18 protein-coding genes are annotated in these 20,393 nt (G+C 72.1%); 4 read left to right on the top strand and 14 right to left on the bottom strand.

The features are described from left to right. Positions 1 to 235 precede the first annotated feature (235 nt). From AC0OO9_RS18440 to AC0OO9_RS18415, 6 genes are all read right to left on the bottom strand, one after another. A complete protein-coding gene (locus AC0OO9_RS18440) occupies positions 236 to 1,300 on the bottom strand; it encodes a BMP family lipoprotein (RefSeq protein ID WP_484511293.1) in 1,065 nt (354 codons plus the stop codon). Positions 1,301 to 1,577: 277 nt separating this feature from the next. Beyond that, entirely contained in the window at positions 1,578 to 1,919 is a 342-nt protein-coding gene (locus tag AC0OO9_RS18435) for a hypothetical protein (RefSeq protein ID WP_132231464.1), read from the bottom strand. Positions 1,920 to 1,971: 52 nt separating this feature from the next. Next, the gene (locus AC0OO9_RS18430) at positions 1,972 to 3,783 is read right to left on the bottom strand and encodes a glycoside hydrolase family 13 protein (RefSeq protein ID WP_484511292.1); all 1,812 of its coding nucleotides are present in this window, start codon (positions 3,781 to 3,783) and stop codon (positions 1,972 to 1,974) included. 143 nt (positions 3,784 to 3,926) lie between these two features. Beyond that, the gene (locus AC0OO9_RS18425; RefSeq protein WP_132231468.1) at positions 3,927 to 4,823 is read right to left on the bottom strand and encodes a sugar ABC transporter permease; all 897 of its coding nucleotides are present in this window, start codon (positions 4,821 to 4,823) and stop codon (positions 3,927 to 3,929) included. After that, positions 4,820 to 6,460 carry an ABC transporter permease subunit gene (locus AC0OO9_RS18420; RefSeq protein WP_484511291.1) on the bottom strand — a complete coding sequence of 547 codons (1,641 nt, stop codon included), beginning with the start codon at positions 6,458 to 6,460 and terminating at the stop codon, positions 4,820 to 4,822. The genes AC0OO9_RS18425 and AC0OO9_RS18420 overlap by 4 nt, the downstream gene beginning before the upstream one ends. Next, on the bottom strand, positions 6,460 to 7,713 hold the full coding sequence (locus tag AC0OO9_RS18415; protein WP_311413720.1) for a sugar ABC transporter substrate-binding protein: 1,254 nt from the start codon (positions 7,711 to 7,713) through the stop codon (positions 6,460 to 6,462). The genes AC0OO9_RS18420 and AC0OO9_RS18415 overlap by 1 nt, the downstream gene beginning before the upstream one ends. Before the next feature lie 200 nt (positions 7,714 to 7,913). Between AC0OO9_RS18415 and AC0OO9_RS18410 the strand changes: the two genes are divergently transcribed. Then, on the top strand, positions 7,914 to 9,002 hold the full coding sequence (locus tag AC0OO9_RS18410; protein WP_484511290.1) for a LacI family DNA-binding transcriptional regulator: 1,089 nt from the start codon (positions 7,914 to 7,916) through the stop codon (positions 9,000 to 9,002). 200 nt (positions 9,003 to 9,202) lie between these two features. Further along, positions 9,203 to 10,837: a glycoside hydrolase family 13 protein gene (locus tag AC0OO9_RS18405; protein WP_484511289.1), complete on the top strand. Its 1,635-nt coding sequence runs from the start codon at positions 9,203 to 9,205 to the stop codon at positions 10,835 to 10,837. 158 nt (positions 10,838 to 10,995) lie between these two features. Here AC0OO9_RS18405 and AC0OO9_RS18400 read toward each other — a convergent pair whose 3' ends face one another. From AC0OO9_RS18400 to AC0OO9_RS18375, 6 genes are all read right to left on the bottom strand, one after another. Further along, positions 10,996 to 11,436 (bottom strand): hypothetical protein, encoded by a 441-nt coding sequence (locus AC0OO9_RS18400; RefSeq protein ID WP_484511288.1) that lies wholly within the window; start codon positions 11,434 to 11,436, stop codon positions 10,996 to 10,998. Between the two features lie 87 nt (positions 11,437 to 11,523). Then, on the bottom strand, positions 11,524 to 11,892 hold the full coding sequence (locus AC0OO9_RS18395) for a GntR family transcriptional regulator (protein ID WP_393170328.1): 369 nt from the start codon (positions 11,890 to 11,892) through the stop codon (positions 11,524 to 11,526). A gap of 14 nt (positions 11,893 to 11,906) precedes the next feature. Further along, positions 11,907 to 12,830, bottom strand: coding sequence for a YihY/virulence factor BrkB family protein (locus tag AC0OO9_RS18390; RefSeq protein ID WP_484511287.1), 924 nt, complete (start codon positions 12,828 to 12,830; stop codon positions 11,907 to 11,909). A gap of 134 nt (positions 12,831 to 12,964) precedes the next feature. Next, complete coding sequence (locus AC0OO9_RS18385; RefSeq protein ID WP_421457189.1) at positions 12,965 to 13,522, bottom strand: 2'-5' RNA ligase family protein; 558 nt, start codon at positions 13,520 to 13,522, stop codon at positions 12,965 to 12,967. A 46-nt stretch (positions 13,523 to 13,568) separates the two neighbouring features. Beyond that, positions 13,569 to 14,594, bottom strand: a complete 1,026-nt coding sequence (trpS, locus tag AC0OO9_RS18380) for a tryptophan--tRNA ligase (RefSeq protein WP_151453452.1) — start codon at positions 14,592 to 14,594, stop codon at positions 13,569 to 13,571. A gap of 33 nt (positions 14,595 to 14,627) precedes the next feature. Beyond that, the gene (locus tag AC0OO9_RS18375; protein ID WP_484517977.1) at positions 14,628 to 15,563 is read right to left on the bottom strand and encodes a hemolysin family protein; all 936 of its coding nucleotides are present in this window, start codon (positions 15,561 to 15,563) and stop codon (positions 14,628 to 14,630) included. Positions 15,564 to 15,828: 265 nt separating this feature from the next. On the opposite strand from AC0OO9_RS18375, the gene galE reads away from it, so the two are divergent. Beyond that, on the top strand, positions 15,829 to 16,812 hold the full coding sequence (gene galE, locus AC0OO9_RS18370; RefSeq protein ID WP_484511286.1) for a UDP-glucose 4-epimerase GalE: 984 nt from the start codon (positions 15,829 to 15,831) through the stop codon (positions 16,810 to 16,812). Then, a complete protein-coding gene (gene galK / locus AC0OO9_RS18365) occupies positions 16,809 to 17,969 on the top strand; it encodes a galactokinase (RefSeq protein ID WP_484511285.1) in 1,161 nt (386 codons plus the stop codon). Before galE ends, galK begins: the two co-directional genes overlap by 4 nt. Positions 17,970 to 18,092: 123 nt before the next feature. Here the strand turns inward: galK and cysN are convergent, their stop codons facing one another. Both cysN and cysD read right to left on the bottom strand, forming a co-directional pair. Continuing rightward, positions 18,093 to 19,430 carry a sulfate adenylyltransferase subunit CysN gene (cysN, locus tag AC0OO9_RS18360; protein WP_484511284.1) on the bottom strand — a complete coding sequence of 446 codons (1,338 nt, stop codon included), beginning with the start codon at positions 19,428 to 19,430 and terminating at the stop codon, positions 18,093 to 18,095. Then, positions 19,430 to 20,341 (bottom strand): sulfate adenylyltransferase subunit CysD, encoded by a 912-nt coding sequence (cysD, locus tag AC0OO9_RS18355; protein WP_484511283.1) that lies wholly within the window; start codon positions 20,339 to 20,341, stop codon positions 19,430 to 19,432. Before cysD ends, cysN begins: the two co-directional genes overlap by 1 nt. Positions 20,342 to 20,393 lie beyond the last annotated feature (52 nt).

Genomic DNA, 20,393 nt, shown 5'->3' with positions numbered 1-20,393 from the left:
TGGTGATGCCGCGCAGTTCGAGTCTCAGCGCAACCTCCTGGAGTGCGAAGCGATGGTGCAGCGTAGCTGCCGGTGGACCGCTCGCGGCGCGGGGCCGTCGTCGGGTTGGAGCGGATCGGCCGCCCCGGCGCCGTGGGGTGGATTCCCCCACGACGCCGGGGCGGCCGGATCGTCGTGCTGTACCGCCCGCCGGCCTACCTGGGTGATCGTCTCACCACGGGCGGCCGGCTTAGCCTCACTTCGGCTGGGCCGCGGAGGTGACGGTGACGGTGCCGGCGGCGATGTCCGCCTTCAGCTTGTCGACCTCGGCCTTCAGCTCGGCCGGGACCTTGCCGTCGAACTCGTGGTACGGGGCGAGCCCGACGCCGTTGTTCGACAGGTTGCCGAGGTAGCCCGGGGTGGCCGACAGCTTCTCGCCGCCGGCGGCCTTGACGACGGCCTCCTTGACGGCGTCCGGGATGTTCTTCTCGACGGTGGTGATGATCGCCGCGCAGTCCTGGGTGCTCTCGCAGCCGTCGACGTCCACCCAGATGGTGTTGTACTTGCCGCCCGACGCCTTCGCGGCGCCGGTGGTGCCGAGGCCCGCGCCGCCGGCGACCGGCATGACGATGTCGGCGCCCTGGGCGACCAGCGCGTCGCTGACCTTCTTGCCCTCGTCCTGCTTGACGAAGTCGTTGGTGAAGGAGCCCTTCTGGGTGGCCTTGTCCCAGCCGACGACCTTCACGCTCTTGCTCTTGGTCTTGTTGTAGTGCGCGACGCCGTCGGCGTAGCCGTCCATGAAGATGGTGACCGGCGGGATCGGCAGGCCGCCGTAGGTGCCCACCGTGCCGCTCTTGGTCATGCCGGCGGCCAGGTAACCGGCGAGGAAGCCGGCCTGGGCGGTGTCGAACTGCATCGGGAAGACGTTGGTCTCCGGGACCTTCGCGTCGACGATGCCGAACTGCTGGTTCGGGTTCGCCTTGGCGATCTTGGAGGTGGCGTCACCCATCAGGCCGCCGACGGCCAGGATGAAGTCGCACTTCTGGTTGACGTACTGGGTCAGGTTGACCTCGTAGTCCGCCTCGGCCTTCGACGCGACGTACTTGATGTCGATCTTGTCGTTGGCCTTCTTGGCCTCCTCCAGACCCTTCCAGGCGGAGGTGTTGAACGACTTGTCGTCGATGCCACCGACGTCGGTCACCATGCAGGCGCTGTACTTCTTGTCGCCACTGCCGGCGTTGTTGTTCTCTTCGGGAGCCTCGCCACACGCGGCGGCACTCAGCACGAGCCCACCCATCGCGAAGACGGAGGCAATCCGCATCCCACGCACAGAGCGCAAGACGTCTCCTTCCCATTGCACACCGCGTCCTGCACGGTGGCAGCCCTTTGAGCCGGCCTGCGCTGCGCCGCCGGCGTCCCACGTTACGGACGGGAGCGTACGCCCGCGCCCACCCACCGGCCGACAATCGTGCACGACTGTTGAGCGCCTGTTACCCCTACGTAACCCTTAGGTGGGGCAGATCACTCTCAGTGCTGGTGAGTGCGCGGCGGGGCGTCGCGGAACGTCCGGTTCTGCGCGTCGTCCCCTGCCGGTGACGTTACCGCCAGAAGACGGCCACCGCCGCGTTGACCAGGGTCAACCCGACGATTGCCAGGAAGTGCCCACGGTTGACCACGTCGCGCTTCCGGGAAAAGAAGACCATGACAAAGATCAGTATGGCGAGCACCAACTTGGTAACAAGTTTCGCGGGGGCCGGCTCGTCGCCGTCACGCAGCGGCGCCGAGAGGCCGATCCCGGTCGCCAGCATGATCACGGACCCCCAGAGCATGGCCGGGTTGATCCGCAGCTTCCCGCTGATGTACTGGACGATCGCGCCGCCGAGCAGCAGGGCGAAACCGATCAAATGGACGTAGCGAAGTATCAGTCTCAGAGCTTCCACGCCCACCATCCTCCCCCATCAACGACGGATTGTAGTAGCCGGGCGGTAGGGGTCAGGGCAGCCGCCATGCCTGGAAGGTGGGGCCGTCCGCCGGGAGGGTGACCGCGCCGTCTGCGTCGGGGCGCAGGGCGGGGGCGCCGCCGTACAGGTTCTCGGCCGGACCCAGCCCGGTCAGGCGCAACGGCTGGCCGGCGGCGCGGCGGGCCAGCACCAGCACCGTGCCGGTCGGGGCCTCGCGCAGGAAGACCAGGGCGTCCGCGTCGGCGCGCAGCCAGCGCAGGCCGCCGTGGCGCAGCGCGGGCTCCGCGCGGCGCAGCGCGACCAGGGCGCGGTACGCGGCGAACGTCGCGGCGTCCCAGCTCTCCGGCCGGTGCCACGGCATCGGCGTACGTGAGCCCTCGCCGTTGCTGCCGGTCAGGCCCAACTCGTCGCCCGCGAAGATCATCGGAGTGCCGGGCATCGTGGCGAGCAGGCCGGCGGCCACCTCCTGCCGCGCGGCGTCGCCGACCACCGTGCGGATCCGGGCGGAGTCGTGCGACCCGAGCAGCTGCCACGAGTGGGTGTACGACCGCCAGGAGACCAGCGAGCGGTAGGCGTCCATGGTGGCGAGCACCGCGTCCGCGTCCCGGCGCACCACCCCGCCCGGGGTGCCGAGGAAGTTCGGTACGGGCTGGTCGCCGTGCCGCAGCCAGGACCAGACCGGGTCGGTGAAGCCGACGTAGTTCATCGTGCCGTGCCAGCCGTTCCGGTCGAGGTCGCCGGTGTGGTCGTGGCCGTGCTCGGCCATCAGCAGGGCGTCGGCCCGGGTCCGGGCGACCACCTCGCGCAGCAGCGCCGCCACCTCGTGCGTGTACGCGTCCGCGCCCCGCCGCCCGGTCATGTTCGCCACGTCCACCCGCCAGCCGTCCAGCCCGTACGGGGGGCGCAGCCAGCGGCGCAGCAGCGAGTCGTCGGCGGTGGCGAAGCGCCGGCGCAGTTCGGCGCTGCCCCAGTTCAGCTTGGGCAGCGACTTGACCCCGTTCCAGGACTCGTAGTCGCCGGTGACCTCGTCGAAGTAGTACAGCTCCCGCTCTGGCGCGGACACGTCGGAGGCGGCCCTGGTGAACCACTCGTGCGCGTCGCCGGTGTGGTTGCTGGTGATGTCGCCGAGCAACCGCCAGCCCCGGGCGCGTACGGCGTCGGCGAGGCGGGCCAGGGCGGCGTCCCCGCCGAGCAGCGGGTCGACGGTGTCGAAGCTGGCCGCGTCGTAGCGGTGGTTGGAGCGGGCCGGGAAGACCGGGGTCAGGTAGACGGTGTTCACGCCGAGGCGGTCCAGGTGGTCCAGCCGCTCGGCGACGCCGTCCAGGTCGCCGCCGTAGAACTGCCGGGGCGTCTCGGGCCCGCGCCCGATCACCGGGGTGTCCCAGTCGCACGGGATCGCCCAGTCCGGCACCTCGCGGCCCTCGGCGGCGGCGGAGCGGGCGAACCGGTCCGGGAAGATCTGGTAGATCACCGCGTCGCGGGCCCAGGCGGGCGGCGCGGCATGGGTGACCAGCTTGAAGTCGCCGTTGTCGGGCACGTCGTGGCCCACCACGCCGGCGGCGTTCAGCCAGCGGCTGCCGCGGCTGCCAGTGAGCATGAACCGGTAGTTGCTGACCGGGTTGCGGGCCTCGACGGGCACCCGCCACCAGACGTCGGCGCCGTCGGTGCGGTCGACGACCGCCTCGGTGAACCGGGGCTCGCCGTCGCCGGTGGTGCGCACGTGCACCTGCCGGACGTCGGCGCCGGCCGGTACCCGGACGAAGACGTCGACGACGTCGCCGAGGGCGGGCTCCTGCTCGGGGACGTACAGGGCGGAGCCGTCGTGGTGCGGCAACAGGGACATGGTGGCGCCTTTCGCGTCGGTCGGACGGGGAGAGAAATGGGTCTCCCGCCGCGGTCGGTTCCCCGACCGCGGCGGTCGATCCGTGACTGCTCCGGTGTACGTCGGACGCCGACGCCCTTGCCGCAGCGGTGAGCCGAGGAGGCTCAGCCTTTGACCGCCCCGGCCGTGAGGCCGTTGACGATGTAGCGCTGGAGGAGTTGGAACACCAGCACCGTCGGGATGGCGGTGAGCAGGGTGCCCGCCGCGAAGATCCCGAAGTTGTTGTTGCGTTCGCCGGCCACCAGCCCGAACATGCCGACCGCGAGGGTCTTCGAGTTGGTGTTCGTGAGGAACACGTTGGCGATCACGAACTCGTTGATCGAACCGATGAAGGCGAGCAGACCGGTCACCGCCAGGATCGGCGCCACCAGCGGCAGCATGATCCGGAAGAAGACCTGGGCGTGCGAGGCGCCGTCCATGGTGGCGGACTCGTCCAGCTCCTTCGGCAGCGTGTCGAAGAAGCCCTTCATCAGCCAGGTGTTCGCGCCGAGGGCGGCACCCATGTAGAGCAGGAAGAGACCCCACGGGGTGTTGAAGCCGATCACCGGCCACAGTTCGGTGACCTTCGTGAAGATCAGGAAGATCGCCACGATCGCCAGGAACTGCGGGAACATCTGGATCAGCAGCAGGGAGAGCAGCCCGACGCGGCGGCCGGCGAAGCGCATCCTGGAGAAGGCGTACGCCGCCAGCGCCGACAGGAAGATCGACGCGAAGCTCGCCACCCCCGCCAGGAGCAGTGAGTTGAGGAACCAGCGGCCGAAGGCGGTCCGCTCGAAGAGGTTGGTGAAGTTCTCCAGCGAGGCACCGGTCGGCACCAGCTCCGTGGAGGAGAGCGTGCCGAGCGGGTTGAGCGCCGCCGAGACGACGAACAGGATCGGGAAGAGGCTGAACGCCACCGCCAGGATGCCGACCAGGTGCCGCCATCCCACCTGGGCGAACCAGCGGTTCCGCCGTCCGGTCGCGTTGCGGTTGGCGACAGGCGCTTCGGTGCGGGTGCTCACGAGTACACCTCCTCCTGCTTGCGGGTCCGGGAGAAGCTGATCGCCGACACCGTCGCCACGATCGCGAAGATGAAGATCGAGACAGCGGCGGCCAGTCCGTACTCGGCGCCCTGGGCGCCGAAGGCCAGCCGGTAGGTGTAGGTGATCAGCAGGTCGGTGGCGCCGGCCGTCGGGTTGTCCGCCGGGAACGGTCCGCCCTCGGTGACGAACTGGATCGCGTTGAAGTTGTTGAAGTTGTACGCGAAGGACGCGATCAGCAGCGGCGAGATCGCCACCAGTAGCAGCGGCATGGTCACCGCGCGGAACGACTGGAACGGCGACGCCCCGTCGACCGAGGTGGCCTCGGTCAGCTCGCGTGGGATGGCCTGCAACGCGCCGGTCGTCACCAGGAACATGTACGGGTAGCCGAGCCAGAGCTGCACCAGCAGCACCGCGAGCCGGGCCGACCAGGTCTCGCCGAACCAGTCCACCCCGAGCCCGAACAGGTTGTTGATCAGGCCGAAGTCGGTGTTGAACATGTCCCGCCAGACCAGCAGCATCGCGAAGGACGGCATGGCGTAGGGCAGGATCAGCAGCACCCGGTAGAAGTTCGTGCCCCGCATCCGGGGCGAGTGCAGCGCCAGCGCGATGCCCATGCCGAGCAGGAACGTGAAGCCGGTGGAACCGAGCGCGAAGGCGAAGTTCCAGATCAGCGTGCCGAAGAACGGGCCGGAGATGGCCGGGTCGGTGAGCACGTCGGCGAAGTTGCGCAGCCCGACGTTGACCTGCCAACCCTGGGCCAGCGTCTCGCCGTCCGCGGCGACGAAGGAGCCGACCTTCCCGTCGGCGGTCCAGGTCTTACCGGTCTCGCTGTCGCGGATGCAGTCGCAGCCCGCGTCGTACGCCCGGACCGCCTTGCCCTCGTAGGCGCGCGACAGGCCGGACGAGCGCAGCGCGCCCCCGGAGGTCGGCACCACCAGGTCGGTGATGTCCTTGCTCCGATTGCTGGCCTCGCCGAAGTTGAGGATCTGGTAGCCGTCGGCGGCGGTGACCTTGCCACCCGGCGCGACGGTGACGCTGCCGGCGTCGAGCGGGCGCAGGCCCCCGGTGTCGCCGACGGAGACGGTGTTCGTCTGCGGGTCGGTGACCAGGAAGACCAGCGCGCCGGTGGCCGGGTCGCCCTTCGTGGCGACGGTCAGCGGGTACTGGACCGAGCCGGGGACCTGCGTCACCGAGCCGCTCTGGATGGCGACGATGGCGTCGTCCTTGCTGCCCCGGTGGCCGTCGCCGAAGTTCGTGAAGGCGGTGCTCGCGGTGTAGAGCACCGGAATGATCTGGAACGCCACCAGGAAGAGCGTGCCCGGGATCAGGTACTTGACGGGGATGTGCCGGGGCGTCAGGTAGAGGTAGAAGAGGCCGGCGGTGGTCGCCAGCAGGACCGCCAACCCGACCCAGAGTTCGGCCTCGATGAGCGGGAAGGCCGCCCAGACCGCGATCCCGGCCACGAGGCCGAGCAGGACCACCTTGACCAGCAGGCCGGTCAGGGTGATCGGCGCGTGGTTCCGCGCGGTACGGGACTTGCGCGGGGGCCCGGACCGTACGGGCCCCCGGCCCGGGGGCTGCGTGGCAGTCCCCGGGCCGGACGACGGCGTGCTCATTACTTGATCTGGCCGGCGATCGTCTTACCGGCGGCGGTGATCGTCTTGGCCGGGTCGGCGCCGCCGATGATGGCGGCCTCCGCCTTGCCGAACGGGTCCCAGATCGCGGCCATGGCCGGGATCGCCGGGAGCACCTGGCCGTTCTTGCCGGCCTCCTGGAACTTGGCCAGGTCCGGGTCGCTGCCCTTGACCTGGTCGAGCGCGGCGGTCAGCGCCGGGGGACGCGGCTCGGCGTTGTAGAGCGCCATGGCGAGGTCCGGGGTGGTCACGTGGTTCGCGACGAACTCCTGCGCCAGGGCCTTGTTCTGCCCCTTGGCCGCGACGTAGAAGGACTGGACGCCCACGAACGGCTGGGCCTCCTTGCCGCCGGCGAAGCCGGGGACCGGGGAGATGTCGTACTTGATGTTTGCCTTCTTGGCGTCGGCGATGGCCCACGGGCCGGAGACCAGGAAGGCGCACTTCTTGCCGGTGAAGGTGGCGATGGAGTTCTCGCCGGTGATGGAGCGCTTCAGCGCACCCTCGCCCTTCTCACCCAGCTTGGCGATCTTCTGGAACGCCGCGATCGACTCCGGCTTGCCCACGCCCAGGTCCTTCGGGTCGTAGTCGCCGTTGGCGGCGGTGCCGAAGAGGTAGCCGCCGGCCGAGGTGTAGAGCGGGTAGATGTGGTACGCGTCGCCGTTCTGGCCGGACTGGAGGCAGAGGATCTCGCTGGCCTTCTTCTCGGCCTTGAGCTTCTTGCCGGTGGCGACCAGCTCTTCGATGGTCTTCGGCGCCTCGGGGGCCAGCTCGGTGTTGCGGATCAGCGCCAGGTTCTCCATGGCGTAGGGCACGCCGTAGAGCTGGCCGTTGAACGTGACGGCCTTGACGGCGGTCTCGTTGAAGGCGCTCTTCTGCTCGGCGGCGAGCTGGACCGGGTCGATGGCGCCGTTCTGCACCAGGTTGCCGATCCAGTCGTGCGCGCCGACGACGACGTCCGGGCCGCTGCCCTGCTGGGAGGCGGTGACGAAGTTGGTCTGGAGGTCCTTGGAGACGGCCTGGACCTCGACCGTGACGCCGTTCTCCTTGCCGAACTTCTCGCCGAACGGCTTGAGGGCGGCGGCGCGCTTGTCGTCGGCCCAGATCACCAGCTTGCCGCCGGTGGCGGCCTTGCTGGACTCGTTCGCGGCCGGCTCGTCGTTGCTGTCGCCACCACAGCCGGAGGCGGCGAGCGCCAGGCCGAGGACGGCGACCACACCCGCGGTACGGATGCGCATCGGTACTCCTGTCGTCATGGCGGCCCGCCGGGGGAAGGGCGATCCCGCCAGTGGAAGCTCTGTAAATTTCTTGCCAACCGGCGCCGGGCGTGCTGCGCCGCTGCTCTCGCGTGTTGCGGGGACGTTAGCAAGAGGTTGCAGAGAATGGAAGGGCTTGCAGAAGTGTACGCAAGAACTTGCCTTTGAGCTAAAGTGCGCCCATGCGCGCTCGACTGTCCGACATCGCCCAACAGGCCGAAGTCAGCGAGGCCACGGTGTCGCGGGTGCTCAACGACCGCCCGGGAGTGGCCCCCGAGACCCGGCAAGCCGTACTCACCGCCCTCGATGTGCTCGGTTACGAGCGCCCGGCCCGGCTGCGCAAGCGCAGCGCCGGCCTCGTGGGCCTGGTGGTCCCCGAACTCGACAACCCGATCTTCCCCGCCTTCGCCCAGGTGATCGAGTCGACCCTGGCGCAGAGCGGCTTCACCCCCGTGCTGTGCACCCAGACGGCCGGCGGGGTCACCGAGGACGAGTACGTCGAGATGCTGCTGGACCGGCAGGTCTCCGGAATAGTCTTCGTCTCCGGCCTGCACGCGGACACCGCCGCCAACCACGACCGCTACCGGGCCCTGATCGCCCGCCCGCTGCCCGTCGTGATGATCAACGGGTACGCGCCCGGCATCCCCGCGCCCTTCGTCTCCTGCGACGACGGCGAGGCCACCGAGCTGGCCGTGGCCCACCTGGTGGCGCTCGGGCACCGCCGCATCGGCCTGATCACCGGCCCGGACCGGTTCGTGCCGGTGCAGCGCCGCGTGGCCGGCTTCCGGGCCGCGATGGGCCGGCTGGTCGGCGTCGACGAGGCCGGCCTCGACGAGCTGGCCGAGCTCTCCCTGTTCGGTGTGGAGGGTGGCGAGGCCGCCGCCGCCCGGCTGCTGGAGCGCGGCGTCACCGGCATCGTCTGCGGCTCCGACCTGATGGCGCTCGGCGCGATCCGGGCCGCCCGGCAGCGCGGCATGTCGGTGCCCGGCGAGCTGTCGGTGGTCGGCTACGACGACTCCCCGCTGATGGCCTTCACCGACCCGCCGCTGACCACCATGCGACAGCCGGTGGCCGCGATGGCCGTCGCCGCCGTGCGGGCCCTGGTCGACGAGATCAACGGGCACGCCGCCCCGCACTCGGAGTACGTGTTCCGCCCGGAACTGGTGGTGCGCGGCTCCACCGCGGTCGCGCCCACCGACGCCGCGCGGTCGGCCCCGGGCGGCCCGACGCGGCAGCGCCCGGCCCCGCCCGCGCTCGCCGTCCCGGCCTGACCGCCCCCGCCCGCCCCGACGGCCCGCTCCCGCAAGGGCCGGGCGGTCGAGGGTCGCCGCGCGCCGTGACCCACGCCATTTCTTGCGCAAGGAATGCTTGACTCTTGCAGTCACGGGCGGCATTCTGCTCAGACACCGCACCCGCACCCGCGCCACGCCGGGTGCCGCCGTCCCGCGCCACAGAACGGGGAACGCCACCGATGACCGTCAGCAACCCCACGCCGCTGACCTCCGACGACGACTGGTGGCGCTCCGCGGTCGTCTACCAGGTGTACGTACGCAGCTTCGCCGACTCCAACGGCGACGGCGTCGGCGACCTCCAGGGCATCCGTGAGCGCCTGCCGTACCTGCGCGACCTCGGGGTGGACGCCCTCTGGCTGACCCCCTTCTACACCTCCCCGATGATCGACGGCGGGTACGACGTCGCCGACTACCGCGACGTCGACCCGATGTTCGGCACCCTCACCGACTTCGACAACATGATCACCGACGCGCACGCCCTCGGCCTGCGGATCATCGTCGACCTGGTGCCCAACCACACCTCCGACCGGCACCCGTGGTTCCAGGCGGCGCTGGCCGCCGGACCGGGCTCCGCCGAGCGCGAGCGCTACCTCTTCGCCGAGGGCAGGGGCGAGAACGGCGAACTGCCCCCGAACGACTGGGAGAGCATCTTCGGCGGCCCCGCCTGGACGCGGATCGACGACGGCCAGTGGTACCTGCACCTGTTCGACCCGGCCCAGCCGGACCTGAACTGGCGCCACCCCGAGGTGCGCACCGAGTTCGAGGGCGTGCTGCGCTTCTGGCTCGACCGGGGCGTGGACGGCTTCCGGATCGACGTGGCGCACGGCATGATCAAGGCCGAGGGGCTGCCGGACGTCGGGTTCAGCTCGATGACCACCGGTCAGCGCCAGGCGGAACTGCTCGGCAAGGGCCGGCTCCCCTACTTCGACCAGGACGAGGTGCACGAGATCTACCGCGCCTGGCGGCCGATCCTGGACAGCTACCCGGGCGGCCGGATGGCGGTCGCCGAGGCGTGGGCCGAGACCCCGCAGCGCCTCGCCCGCTACATCGGCCCGGACGAGCTGCACCAGGCGTTCAGCTTCGACTTCCTCGACGCGACCTGGTCGGCCGACTCGTTCCGCAAGGTCATCGACACCGCGCTCGCCGAGTCGACGATCGTCGGCGCCCCCACCACCTGGGTGTTGTCCAACCACGACAAGCAGCGGCACGTAACCCGCTACGGCGACGGTGCCGAGGGGCTGCGCCGGGCGCGGGCCGCCACCCTGCTCATGCTCGCCCTGCCCGGCTGCGCCTACATCTACCAGGGCGAGGAACTGGGCCTGCCGGAGGTGCTCGACCTGCCGGACGAGCTGCGCCAGGACCCGGCGTTCCTGCGCACCGGCGAGAGCCGGGACGGTTGCCGGGTGCCGATCCCGTGGAGCGGCGAGCTGGCCCCGTACGGCTTCGGGCCGCAGGGCAGCGAGCTGAGCTGGCTGCCGGCCCCGGCGACCTGGCGCGGCCTCTCGGTCGCCGCCCAGGCCGGCGTGCCCGGCTCGACGCTGGAGCTCTACCGCACCGCGCTGCGGATCCGCCGGGAACACCCGGCGCTGGCCGCCGACGCGGGCGCAGTCACCTGGTTGGAGGCCGGGCCGGGCGTGCTCGCCTTCAGCCGCGCCGCCGGCGACACCGTGCTGACCTGCGTGGTCAACATCAGCGGTGCGCCGGCCCTGATCGACGGGTACGGCGTGCCGATCGCCGCCAGCGAGCCGCTCACCGGGCAGGGCTCCGGCCATCTGCTCGGAATCGACGCGGCAGCCTGGTTCGAACGGCGCTGAGCGGGTAACCCGTCATCGACCTGGTCGTCCGTCGTGCCCCGCGCCGACGGGCGACTGGGCCATCGACCCCTTGTGGTGGGGGGTGAGGTGGCGCCGGCGTCATCGGAGTCCGCTCCGGCGGCGCCGGCGTCCATCTGGATGCGTCCGCCCGGATGGGCTCAGGCGCCGCCGGTGAGCTTCGCGGCGATGCGCCCGAAGGCGGCCCGCAGCTCGGCCTCGGTGGGCGGGGCCAGCGGCTCCGCCCGGTCGGCCTCCTCGGCCGCCGCCTCCAGTTCCTCGTCGATGGTGTCCTCGAAGTCGCCGTAGAGGTCGGCCTGGTCGAGCTGCGCCGCCTCGTCCTCGGCGGCGACCTGCGCCGCGGCGATCTCGCCCCGGATCTCCTCGGCCGAGACCGCGGGCAGCAGCGGCTCGACCACCGCCATCAACTGCTCCTCGGCGACGATCGCCTCGGCCAGCGCGAGGGCGTGCGGCCGCTCGTAGGGGCCGCAGACCACCGGCTCCCACTCGTCGGCGTCGCCGAGCGGGCCGAAGGTGATGATCCACGGCAGGCCGAGCATCGGCGAGTCGTCCGGCAGGTCCAGTGTCACGAGTGCGCCCACGCGCCCATCATGGTCCGTCACGCCCCCGGGCCGGGAGGCATTCGCCCCTAATTCACCGCCGTCGTGGCTGTCGGCATTCCGCGCGCGTCAGCCCGGCCGGGCCGCGTCCAACGCCGCGCGGACCAGGGCCAGCGCCGCCGCGGGCGGCACGCCCAACCGGGCGGCCTCGGCGGCGTAGTCGGCCGCGACCCGCTGCAACCGGTCGGTCGCGTCGTCGCGCCCGGGCGCGACGAAGGTGCCGTGCCGGCCGCGGGTCTCCAGCAGACCGGCCGCCTCCAGCTCCCGGTAGGCCCGCGCCACGGTGTTGACCGCCAGCCCGAGGTCGGCCGCGAACGCTCGGACGGTGGGCAGCCGGGTGCCCACCGCCAACCGGCCCGTCCCGATCAGCTCCGCGAGCTGCCCGCGCACCTGCTCGTACGGCGGCACCGCCGAGGCCTGGTCGACCGAGATCCGCACGCCCGCTCCCCCGCTCATCCGGCCCCGCCCGGGGTGCCGGGATCCGTCTCCGCGTCCGTCTCGGCCGGCGCCGGGCTCGCCGCCAGGTCCACCACCCGACCGCGCGGGCTGGTCGCGGCCAGCGCCGCGCCGAAGAGCACCAGCTGGTTGAGCAGGTAGAGGTAGAGCAGCAGGCCCACGGCGCCCGCCACGACCGTGTACGCCGGGTTCCGCTCGGTGCGCACCACGTAGAAGCGGCCGACGGTGTTCAGCAGCGTGATGCCGACCGCGACCAGCAGCACCACGGGGCGCAGCCGGGCCCGGGTCATCCGCAGCCTCGGCACCGCCACCAGCAGCAGGGTGGCCAGCACCGCGTTGATCAGCACGCTGAGCACCGCGCTGACCGTGGTCAGGCCCGCCGAGCCGGTGCTGCGCAGCAGGAAGCGCAGCAGCGACTCCAGGGTGTCCACCGCCGCCACCGAGACGCCGAGCAGCACGAAGATGACCACCAGCACGCCGAGGTCGACCAGGCGGCGGACCACCAGGTTGCCCGGTTGCTGGTTGAGCCCGTACATGAGCCGCTGGGAGGAGCGGATCGCCTCGACCCAGCCGATCCCGGTGAACGCCAGGATGATCAGGCCGACCACCCCGACCGTGCCGCTGCTGTCGGCGATCTGCACGGGGTCGAGGAACGGCAGGTTCTCCCGGAGGAAGTCGGCGGCGGCGTCGCTGACCTCGTCGTTGTCCTCCAGGATGGCCCCGAAGATCGAGTACCCGACCAGCGCCAGCGCGAAGACCGCGAAGAAGCCGTAGTAGGCGATCGCGGCGGCCAGCCGCCCGCCCAGCACGTCGGTGTAGAGCACGCCGGCCCGCCACAGGTGGTCCGCGACGCCCCACCGGCGGCGCACGGCGCTGATCCTGCTGTCGATACCCGCCTCGATGCGGCCCAGCACGTTCACGCCGTCATCCTCGCCGATCTTCCGCCCCCGCGCGGGCAACCGGACGCCGCCCCGTACCGGGCGGCGGTCCTCCGGCGCGCACCGGCTTCGGCGAAGCGGGCGCCGTGGCGCTCTTGGCGCACCCGGGCGACCGCTCAGCCGCCCAGCCGGAAGTCCCGGCGCGGCTGCCACCGGGTCTGCCCGCTGTGCGAGAAGAGGGTGAACGCCTCGACCTCGAACATGGCCGAGAAGTCGGCCAGGTCCTCGTACGCCCTGTCCAGCGCCTCCGGCGCGACGTCCTGCGCGACCGTGACGTGCGGGTGGTACGGGAAGCGCGTCTCGCGGTGCAGCTCCGGGGCGGCGCTGATCGCGGCGGCGAGCAGCTCGCACTCGCTGATCCCGGCGGCCACCGCCACGAAGACGACCTGGGTGACGGGCCGGAACGTGCCGGTGCCCCGCAGGTGCAGGGTGAACGGCAGGTGGGCGGCGGCGACCGCCCCGAGGTGCCGTTCCACCGCCGGCAGCGTCGCCACCGGGATCTCGGTCGGCCCGAGCAGGGTCACGTGCGCGGGCACGACCCGAGGGTCGCCGGCCTCGACCCGCCGCCGGGTGAGCATGCCGCCCCACGGCTCCGGGATGTCGACCGCGATGCCGATCTCGATGGTGTCACCGGCGTCCGGCGTCCCGTCCCTGCGATCCACGCTGTGCGTCATCCCTCCGGCCACCGGCCCGTCCGCCCTCACCCGTCGCGCCGGGGCGCTACTCGCCGCGCACCGGCGGGAAGAAGCCCACCCGCTCGTACACGGTGCGCAGCGTCTCGCCGGCGGTCGCGCGGGCCTTCTCCGCGCCGGCGGCGAGCAGCTTGTCCAGCTGTGCCGGGTCGTCGAGGTAGGTCCGCGTGCGCTCCTGGATCGGGCCGACGAACTCCCGCACCACCTCGCCGAGGTCCTTCTTCAGGTCGCCGTAGCCCTTGCCGGCGTACGCGGCGACCAGGTCGTCGACGCTGCGCCCGCTCAGGGCCGAGTAGATGGTCAGCAGGTTGGAGATGCCGGGCTTGGTCTCGGTGTCGAAGACGATCTCCCGCCCCGTGTCCGTGACCGCGGAACGGATCTTCTTGGCCGAGCGGGCCGGATCCTCCAGCAGGTTGACGATGCCGGCCGGCGACGAGGACGACTTCGACATCTTGGCCGTCGGGTCCTGCAGGTCGGTGATCTTCGCGGTGTCCTTGACGATGTGCGGCGCGGGCACCGTCAGGGTCGGCCCGAACAGCGAGTTGAACCGCTGGGCCAGGTCGCGGGAGAGCTCCAGGTGCTGGCGCTGGTCCTCGCCCACCGGCACGGCGTTGGCCTGGTAGAGCAGGATGTCGGCGGCCTGCAGGACCGGGTAGGTGAACAGGCCCACGCTCGCCCGCTCGCCGCCCTGCTTCTGCGACTTGTCCTTGAACTGCGTCATCCGGCTCGCCTCGCCGAACCCCGTGATGCAGCCCAGCACCCAGGCGAGCTGCGAGTGCTCGGGCACCTGCGACTGCACGAAGAGCGTGCTGCGCTCCGCGTCGAGGCCGACGGCGAAGAGCTGGGCGGCCGCCATCCGGGAGCGCTGCATGAGCGTCTTCGGGTCGTGCCCCGCGGTGATCGCGTGCAGGTCGACCACGCAGTAGTAGGCGTCGTGGGTGTCCTGCAACGCCACCCAGTGCCGCACGGCGCCCAGGTAGTTGCCGAGGTGGAACGAGTCGGCCGTCGGCTGGATGCCGGAGAAGACGCGGGGGCGGGCGGGTACGTCGGACATGGCGGCAATTCTGTCAGCAAGACCCGGTGCGCGTCATGACGGGCCGGCGGGTCGGCTCCGCCCCGTCGGTGTCGGGGCGGCGGCTTCGCGCCGTGGCTCCGGCAGGCGCCCGGCGGTGACCGTGAGCCGGGCCACCCGTCGCCCCTCCAGCGTGAGCACCCGCAGCAGCCATCCGCCGGACGGGTCGTCGGGTGCCGCGCCGCCGTCGCCGGCCGGGCCGGCGGTCACCGGCACCTCGTCGCCGGCGACCGGGAGCCGGCCCAGCGCGGCCATCACGAATCCGCCGACCGTCTCGTACGGGCCGGGCGGCAGGCTCACCCCGGTGCGCTCGGCGAAGTCGGCGAGGTTGAGCCTGCCGTCCACCACGGCGGGCAGGCCCGCGTGCACCGGCTCGGGGGCGGTGTCGTACTCGTCGTGGATCTCCCCGATCAGCTCCTCGATCAGGTCCTCCAGGGTGACGATGCCGGCGGTGCCGCCGTACTCGTCGACCACCACGGCGAGGTGGTGGCGTTCCCGGCGCATCTCGCTGAGCGCGGCGAGCACCCGTTTGCTGCCGGGCAGCCGCTTCACCTCCCGGGTCAGCTCGCCGACGGTGGTGCGGGGGTCGAGGTCGGGGCGGAGCAGCACGTCGCGCAGGTGCACGAAGCCGACCACGTCGTCGTGGGTGCCGTCGACGACGGGGTAGCGGGTGTGCGTCTCGGCCCGGACCAGCCGCTCCGCCTCGGCGATGGTGTGCCGGGCGGAGAGGAAGACGACCTCGGTGCGCGGCATCATCACCTCGCGGACCAGGCTCGCGCCCGCGACCAGCACCTCGTCGATGATCCGGCGCTCGACCGGGTCGAGCAGGGTGTTGGCGGCCACCAGGTCGCGCAGCTCCGCCTCGCTGATCCGCTCCCGGCCGGCCGCCGGGCTGGCGCCGAGCAGGGCCGTCACCGCCCGGGTGGCGGCGTCGGCGGTGCGCACCACCATCCGGGCGACGGCCCGGGGCAGCGGCCCCGGTTCGCGGCGTGGCCGGTCCCGGGCGCGTCGCCGCGGCCCGGGAGCACCCGCTTCCCGCATGACAGTGATGGTAGACAGCACGGCGCCAACGGGCTGTCCGTGTTCGGCTCTGTTCGAAGTTGGTGAGTCATGGTGGAATGGCAAGGTCGCCGACGGAGGGCGGCCACCGGGCGACCGGCCGTAGGGTGATCACGACACGGGCCGCGACCGGGCGGCCAGGCAGGAGGAGACCGACGTGAAACTGCTCGTCACCGGCGGCGCCGGCTTCATCGGCAGCGTGGTGACCCGGATGCTGCTCGACGCCGGCCACGAGGTGGTGGTGCTCGACGACCTGCGCACCGGCCACCGGGAGGCGCTCGCCCCCGACGCGACGTACGTCGACGCGTCCGTCCACGACGCCGCGCGGGTGCTCACCCCGGGCGCGGGCTTCGACGGGGTGCTGCACTTCGCCGCGCTGATCGCCGCCGGCGAGTCGATGACCAGGCCCGAGCTCTACTGGCACACCAACACGGTCGGCTCGATCGCCCTGATCGACGCCGTCCGGGCCGCCGGCGTACCCCGCCTGGTCTTCTCCTCCACCGCCGCCGTCTACGGCAACCCCACCGAGCTGCCGATCCCGGAGACCGCCGTCAAGGCCCCCACCAACACGTACGGCGCCACCAAGCTCGCCGTCGACATGGCCCTCACCTCCGAGGCGATCGGGCACGGCCTGGCCGCCGTCTCGCTGCGCTACTTCAACGTGGCCGGCGCGTACCTCGACGGCGACGTCGCGCTCGGCGAGCGCCACGACCCCGAGACCCACCTGATCCCGATCGCGCTGGAGGTGGCCGCCGGCAGGAGGGAGAAGCTCCAGCTCTTCGGCGACGACTACCCGACCGTCGACGGCACCTGCGTGCGCGACTACATCCACGTCGCCGACCTGGCCCGCGCCCACCTGCTGGCGCTCGGCGCCGCCACCGCCGGCCAGCACCGGATCTACAACCTGGGCAACGGCAACGGCTTCACCAACCGGCAGGTGGTCGACGTGGTCCGCGAGGTCACCGGCCACCCCGTGCCGGTCGAGGTGGCGCCGCGCCGCGAGGGCGACCCCGCCGAGCTGGTCGCGTCGTCCGCGCTGGCCCGCGAGGAGCTGGGCTGGGTGCCGCAGAAGCCGACCCTGCCCGACATCGTCGCCGACGCCTGGGCCTTCTACCGCACGCACGTCGTGGGGCCGCGGTGACCGACGACGTCGCGGCCCGCGCCACCGCCGGCTTCCGTTCGGCGTACGGCGAGCCGCCCGCCGGCCGCTGGGCGGCTCCCGGGCGGGCGAACCTCATCGGCGAGCACACCGACTACAACGACGGCTTCGTGCTCCCCTTCGCCCTGCCGCTGCGCACGGTGGTGGCAGCCGCCCCGCAGCCCGGCGACACCTGGACGGTCTGCTCCGAGCTCACCGGCGAGACGGTCGCCTTCGGCGCCGGCGAGCTGGCCGGGCCCGGCCGGGTCGACGGCTGGGGCGCGTACGTGGCGGGGGTCGTCTGGGCGCTGCGTGAGGCGGGGCACACGCCACCCGGCGCGCGCCTGGCGATCGCCTCCGACGTGCCGCTGGGCGCCGGGCTGTCCTCCTCGGCCGCGCTGGAGGCCGCCGTGCTGGCCGCCCTGGTCGACCTGGGCGGGCTAGACCTGCCCGCCGAGCGACGGCCCCGGCTGGCCCAGCGGGCGGAGAACGACTACGTGGGCGCGCCGACCGGGATCATGGACCAGTCGGCGGTGATCCGGTGCCGCGCCGGGCACGCGCTCTTCCTCGACTGCCGGGACGAGTCCGTCGAGCAGGTCCCCTTCGACCTGGCCGCCGCCGGCCTCGCCGTGCTGGTCGTCGACAGCCGGGCCCCGCACCGGCACGCCGACGGCGAGTACGCCGCCCGCCGCGGCTCCTGCGAGCGGGCCGCCGGGCTGCTCGGCGTCGCGGCGCTGCGGGACGTCCCGACCGACGCTCTGGCCGACGCCCTGGCCCGGCTCGACGAGGACGAGACCCGCCGCCGGGTACGGCACGTCGTCACCGAGAACCAGCGGGTGCTCGACACGGTCGCGCTGCTGCGCGCCGGGCGGGTACGCGAGATCGGCCCGCTGCTGACCGCCTCGCACGCCTCGATGCGCGACGACTTCGAGATCACCGTTCCGGAGATCGACACGGCCGTCGAGGCGGCCCTGGGCGCCGGGGCGCTCGGTGCCCGGATGACCGGCGGCGGCTTCGGCGGCTGCGTCCTCGCCCTCGTCGACGCGGAACGGGCCGACGCGGTCGCCGCCGCCGTCACGGCCGCGTACGCCGAGCGGGGCTTCGCCGCGCCCGGCCACGTCACCGTCCTGCCCGGCCCCGGGGCGACCCGGCTGGACTGAGCACCGACGCGGCTGCCCGCCGGCCGCCCGGCGGGCAGTGGCGGCTGCCGGCCGGGCCCTACGCCGGGCGCGGTCAGCCCGGCAGGCGACGGGCGGGCGTCGGCACCCGCCCGTCGGCGGGACTCACTGCGCCTCGACGATCATCCCCGCGCCGACCGTGCGGTTGGTGGCCTCGTCGATGATCACGAAGCCGCCGGTGGTCCGGTTGCGGCGGTACTCGTCCGCGAGCAGCGGCACCGTGGTCCGCAACCGCACCCGGCCGATCTCGTTGAGCCTGAGCCCGTCGGCGGACTCGTCGCGGTGCAACGAGTTGACGTCCAGCCGGTAGTGCAGCGCGCGTACGATCGCCCGCGCGGAGCGGGTGGTGTGCTTGATCGCGTACCTGCCGCCGACCTGGAGCGGACGGGTCTCGTCCATCCAGCACACCATCGCCTCGATGTCCTGGGACACCGCCGGGGCGTTGTTCGGACGGCAGATCATGTCGCCCCGGGAGATGTCGATCTCGTCTTCCAGGCGTACGGTCACCGACATCGGCGGGAACGCCTCCGCGACCGGGCCGTCGGCGGTCTCCACGGCGGCGATCCGGCTGGTGAACCCGGACGGCAGCACCATCACCTCGTCGCCCGGCTTGAGCACGCCGGAGGCGACCTGGCCGGCGTAGCCCCGGTAGTCGGTGACCGTGGTGGACTGCGGGCGGATCACGTACTGCACCGGGAACCGCACGTCGACCAGGTTGCGGTCGCTCGCGATGTGCACCCGCTCCAGGTGGTGCAGCAGCGACGGGCCCTCGTACCAGGGCATGTTCTCCGACCGGGCGACGATGTTGTCGCCGCGCAGCGCCGAGATCGGCACCACCGTCAGATCGGGCACGTCGAGCTTCGCGGCGAACGCGGTGAACTCGTCCGCGATCCGCTCGAAGACCTCCTGCGAGAAGTCGACCAGGTCCATCTTGTTGACGCAGAGGACCAGGTGCGGCACGCGCAGCAGCGAGCAGAGGAACGCGTGCCGGCGGGACTGCTCGACCAGGCCCTTGCGGGCGTCCACCAGGATCAGCGCCAGGTCGGCCGTCGACGCCCCGGTGACCATGTTGCGGGTGTACTGGATGTGCCCCGGCGTGTCCGCGATGATGAACTTGCGCCGGGGGGTGGCGAAGTAGCGGTACGCCACGTCGATCGTGATGCCCTGCTCGCGCTCGGCCCGCAGGCCGTCGGTGAGCAGCGCCAGGTTCGTGTACTCGTCGCCCCGGGCCGCGCTGACCGCCTCGACGGCGGCGAGCTGGTCGGTGAAGAGCGACTTCGTGTCGTAGAGCAGCCGGCCGATCAGGGTCGACTTGCCGTCGTCGACGCTGCCGGCGGTGGCGAAGCGCAGCAGGTCCATGCGGCGGGCCTCCGGCCCGGCCCCGGTGGCGGCCCGGCCGTCCGTCGTGTCCGCGCCGTCGGGCGCGACGGTCTCGGTGGTCATCAGAAGTAGCCCTCCCGCTTGCGGTCCTCCATGGCGGCCTCGCTGACCCGGTCGTCGCCCCGGGTGGCGCCGCGCTCGGTGATCCGGGTGGCGGCGACCTCCTCAATGACCTTCTCGACCGTGTCGGCGTCGGAACGGACCGCCGCCGTGCAGGACGCGTCGCCCACCGTCCGGTAGCGCACCCGCGCCTTGAACCGGTCCTCGCCCGCCCGTGGGCGGAAGAACTCGTTGACCGCGTAGAGCATCCCGTCGCGCTCGACCACCTCGCGCTCGTGGGCGTAGTAGATCGACGGCAGGGCGATGCGCTCGCGCGCGATGTAGTGCCAGACGTCCAGCTCGGTCCAGTTGGACAGCGGGAAGACCCGGATCGACTCGCCCGGGTGGTGGCGGCCGTTGTAGAGCGACCACAGCTCCGGGCGCTGGTTCTTCGGGTCCCACTGGCCGAACTCGTCGCGGAAGCTGAACACCCGCTCCTTGGCGCGGGCCTTCTCCTCGTCGCGGCGGGCGCCGCCGAAGAGCGCGTCGAACCGGTGCTTCTCCACCGCGTCCAGCAGCACCGGCGTCTGGATCCGGTTGCGCATCCCGTCGCCCGACTCCCGCACCAGCCCGCTGGCCAGCGCCTCCGGCACGCTCGCCACCACCAGATGCAGCCCCAGCTCGGCGACCCGCTGGTCCCGGTATTCCAGGACCTCGGGGAAGTTGTGCCCGGTGTCCACGTGCATGACCGGGAACGGGATGTTGGCCGGGGCGAACGCCTTCTGGGCCAGCCGGAGCATCACGATCGAGTCCTTGCCGCCCGAGAAGAGCAGCACCGGCCGCTCCATCTCGGCGACCACCTCGCGCATCACGAAGATGCTCTCGGCCTCCAGCGCGTCGAGGTGCGACACCTGGTAGGCGGCGGGGGCGGTCATGACACGGGCTCGCTTCGCTCGAATCCGCTCATCGATATTCCAGACCTTTCCG

Source organism: Micromonospora sp. USAFONa4, assembly GCF_057197825.1.
This window is presented reverse-complemented; position numbering and strand designations above follow the sequence as displayed.

Bases quoted from the DNA above. Each gene is read 5' to 3' on its own strand.
- AC0OO9_RS18420 (WP_484511291.1), bottom strand. From the start codon at position 6,460: ATGAGCACGCCGTCGTCCGGCCCGGGGACTGCCACGCAGCCCCCGGGC.
- AC0OO9_RS18415 (WP_311413720.1), bottom strand. From the start codon at position 7,713: ATGCGCATCCGTACCGCGGGTGTGGTCGCCGTCCTCGGCCTGGCGCTC.
- AC0OO9_RS18440 (WP_484511293.1), bottom strand. From the start codon at position 1,300: ATGCGGATTGCCTCCGTCTTCGCGATGGGTGGGCTCGTGCTGAGTGCC.
- AC0OO9_RS18430 (WP_484511292.1), bottom strand. From the start codon at position 3,783: ATGTCCCTGTTGCCGCACCACGACGGCTCCGCCCTGTACGTCCCCGAG.
- AC0OO9_RS18385 (WP_421457189.1), bottom strand. From the start codon at position 13,522: ATGACGCACAGCGTGGATCGCAGGGACGGGACGCCGGACGCCGGTGAC.
- cysN (WP_484511284.1), bottom strand. From the start codon at position 19,430: ATGACCACCGAGACCGTCGCGCCCGACGGCGCGGACACGACGGACGGC.
- AC0OO9_RS18375 (WP_484517977.1), bottom strand. From the start codon at position 15,563: ATGGTGGTGCGCACCGCCGACGCCGCCACCCGGGCGGTGACGGCCCTG.
- AC0OO9_RS18410 (WP_484511290.1), top strand. From the start codon at position 7,914: ATGCGCGCTCGACTGTCCGACATCGCCCAACAGGCCGAAGTCAGCGAG.
- cysD (WP_484511283.1), bottom strand. From the start codon at position 20,341: ATGACCGCCCCCGCCGCCTACCAGGTGTCGCACCTCGACGCGCTGGAG.
- AC0OO9_RS18405 (WP_484511289.1), top strand. From the start codon at position 9,203: ATGACCGTCAGCAACCCCACGCCGCTGACCTCCGACGACGACTGGTGG.
- trpS (WP_151453452.1), bottom strand. From the start codon at position 14,594: ATGTCCGACGTACCCGCCCGCCCCCGCGTCTTCTCCGGCATCCAGCCG.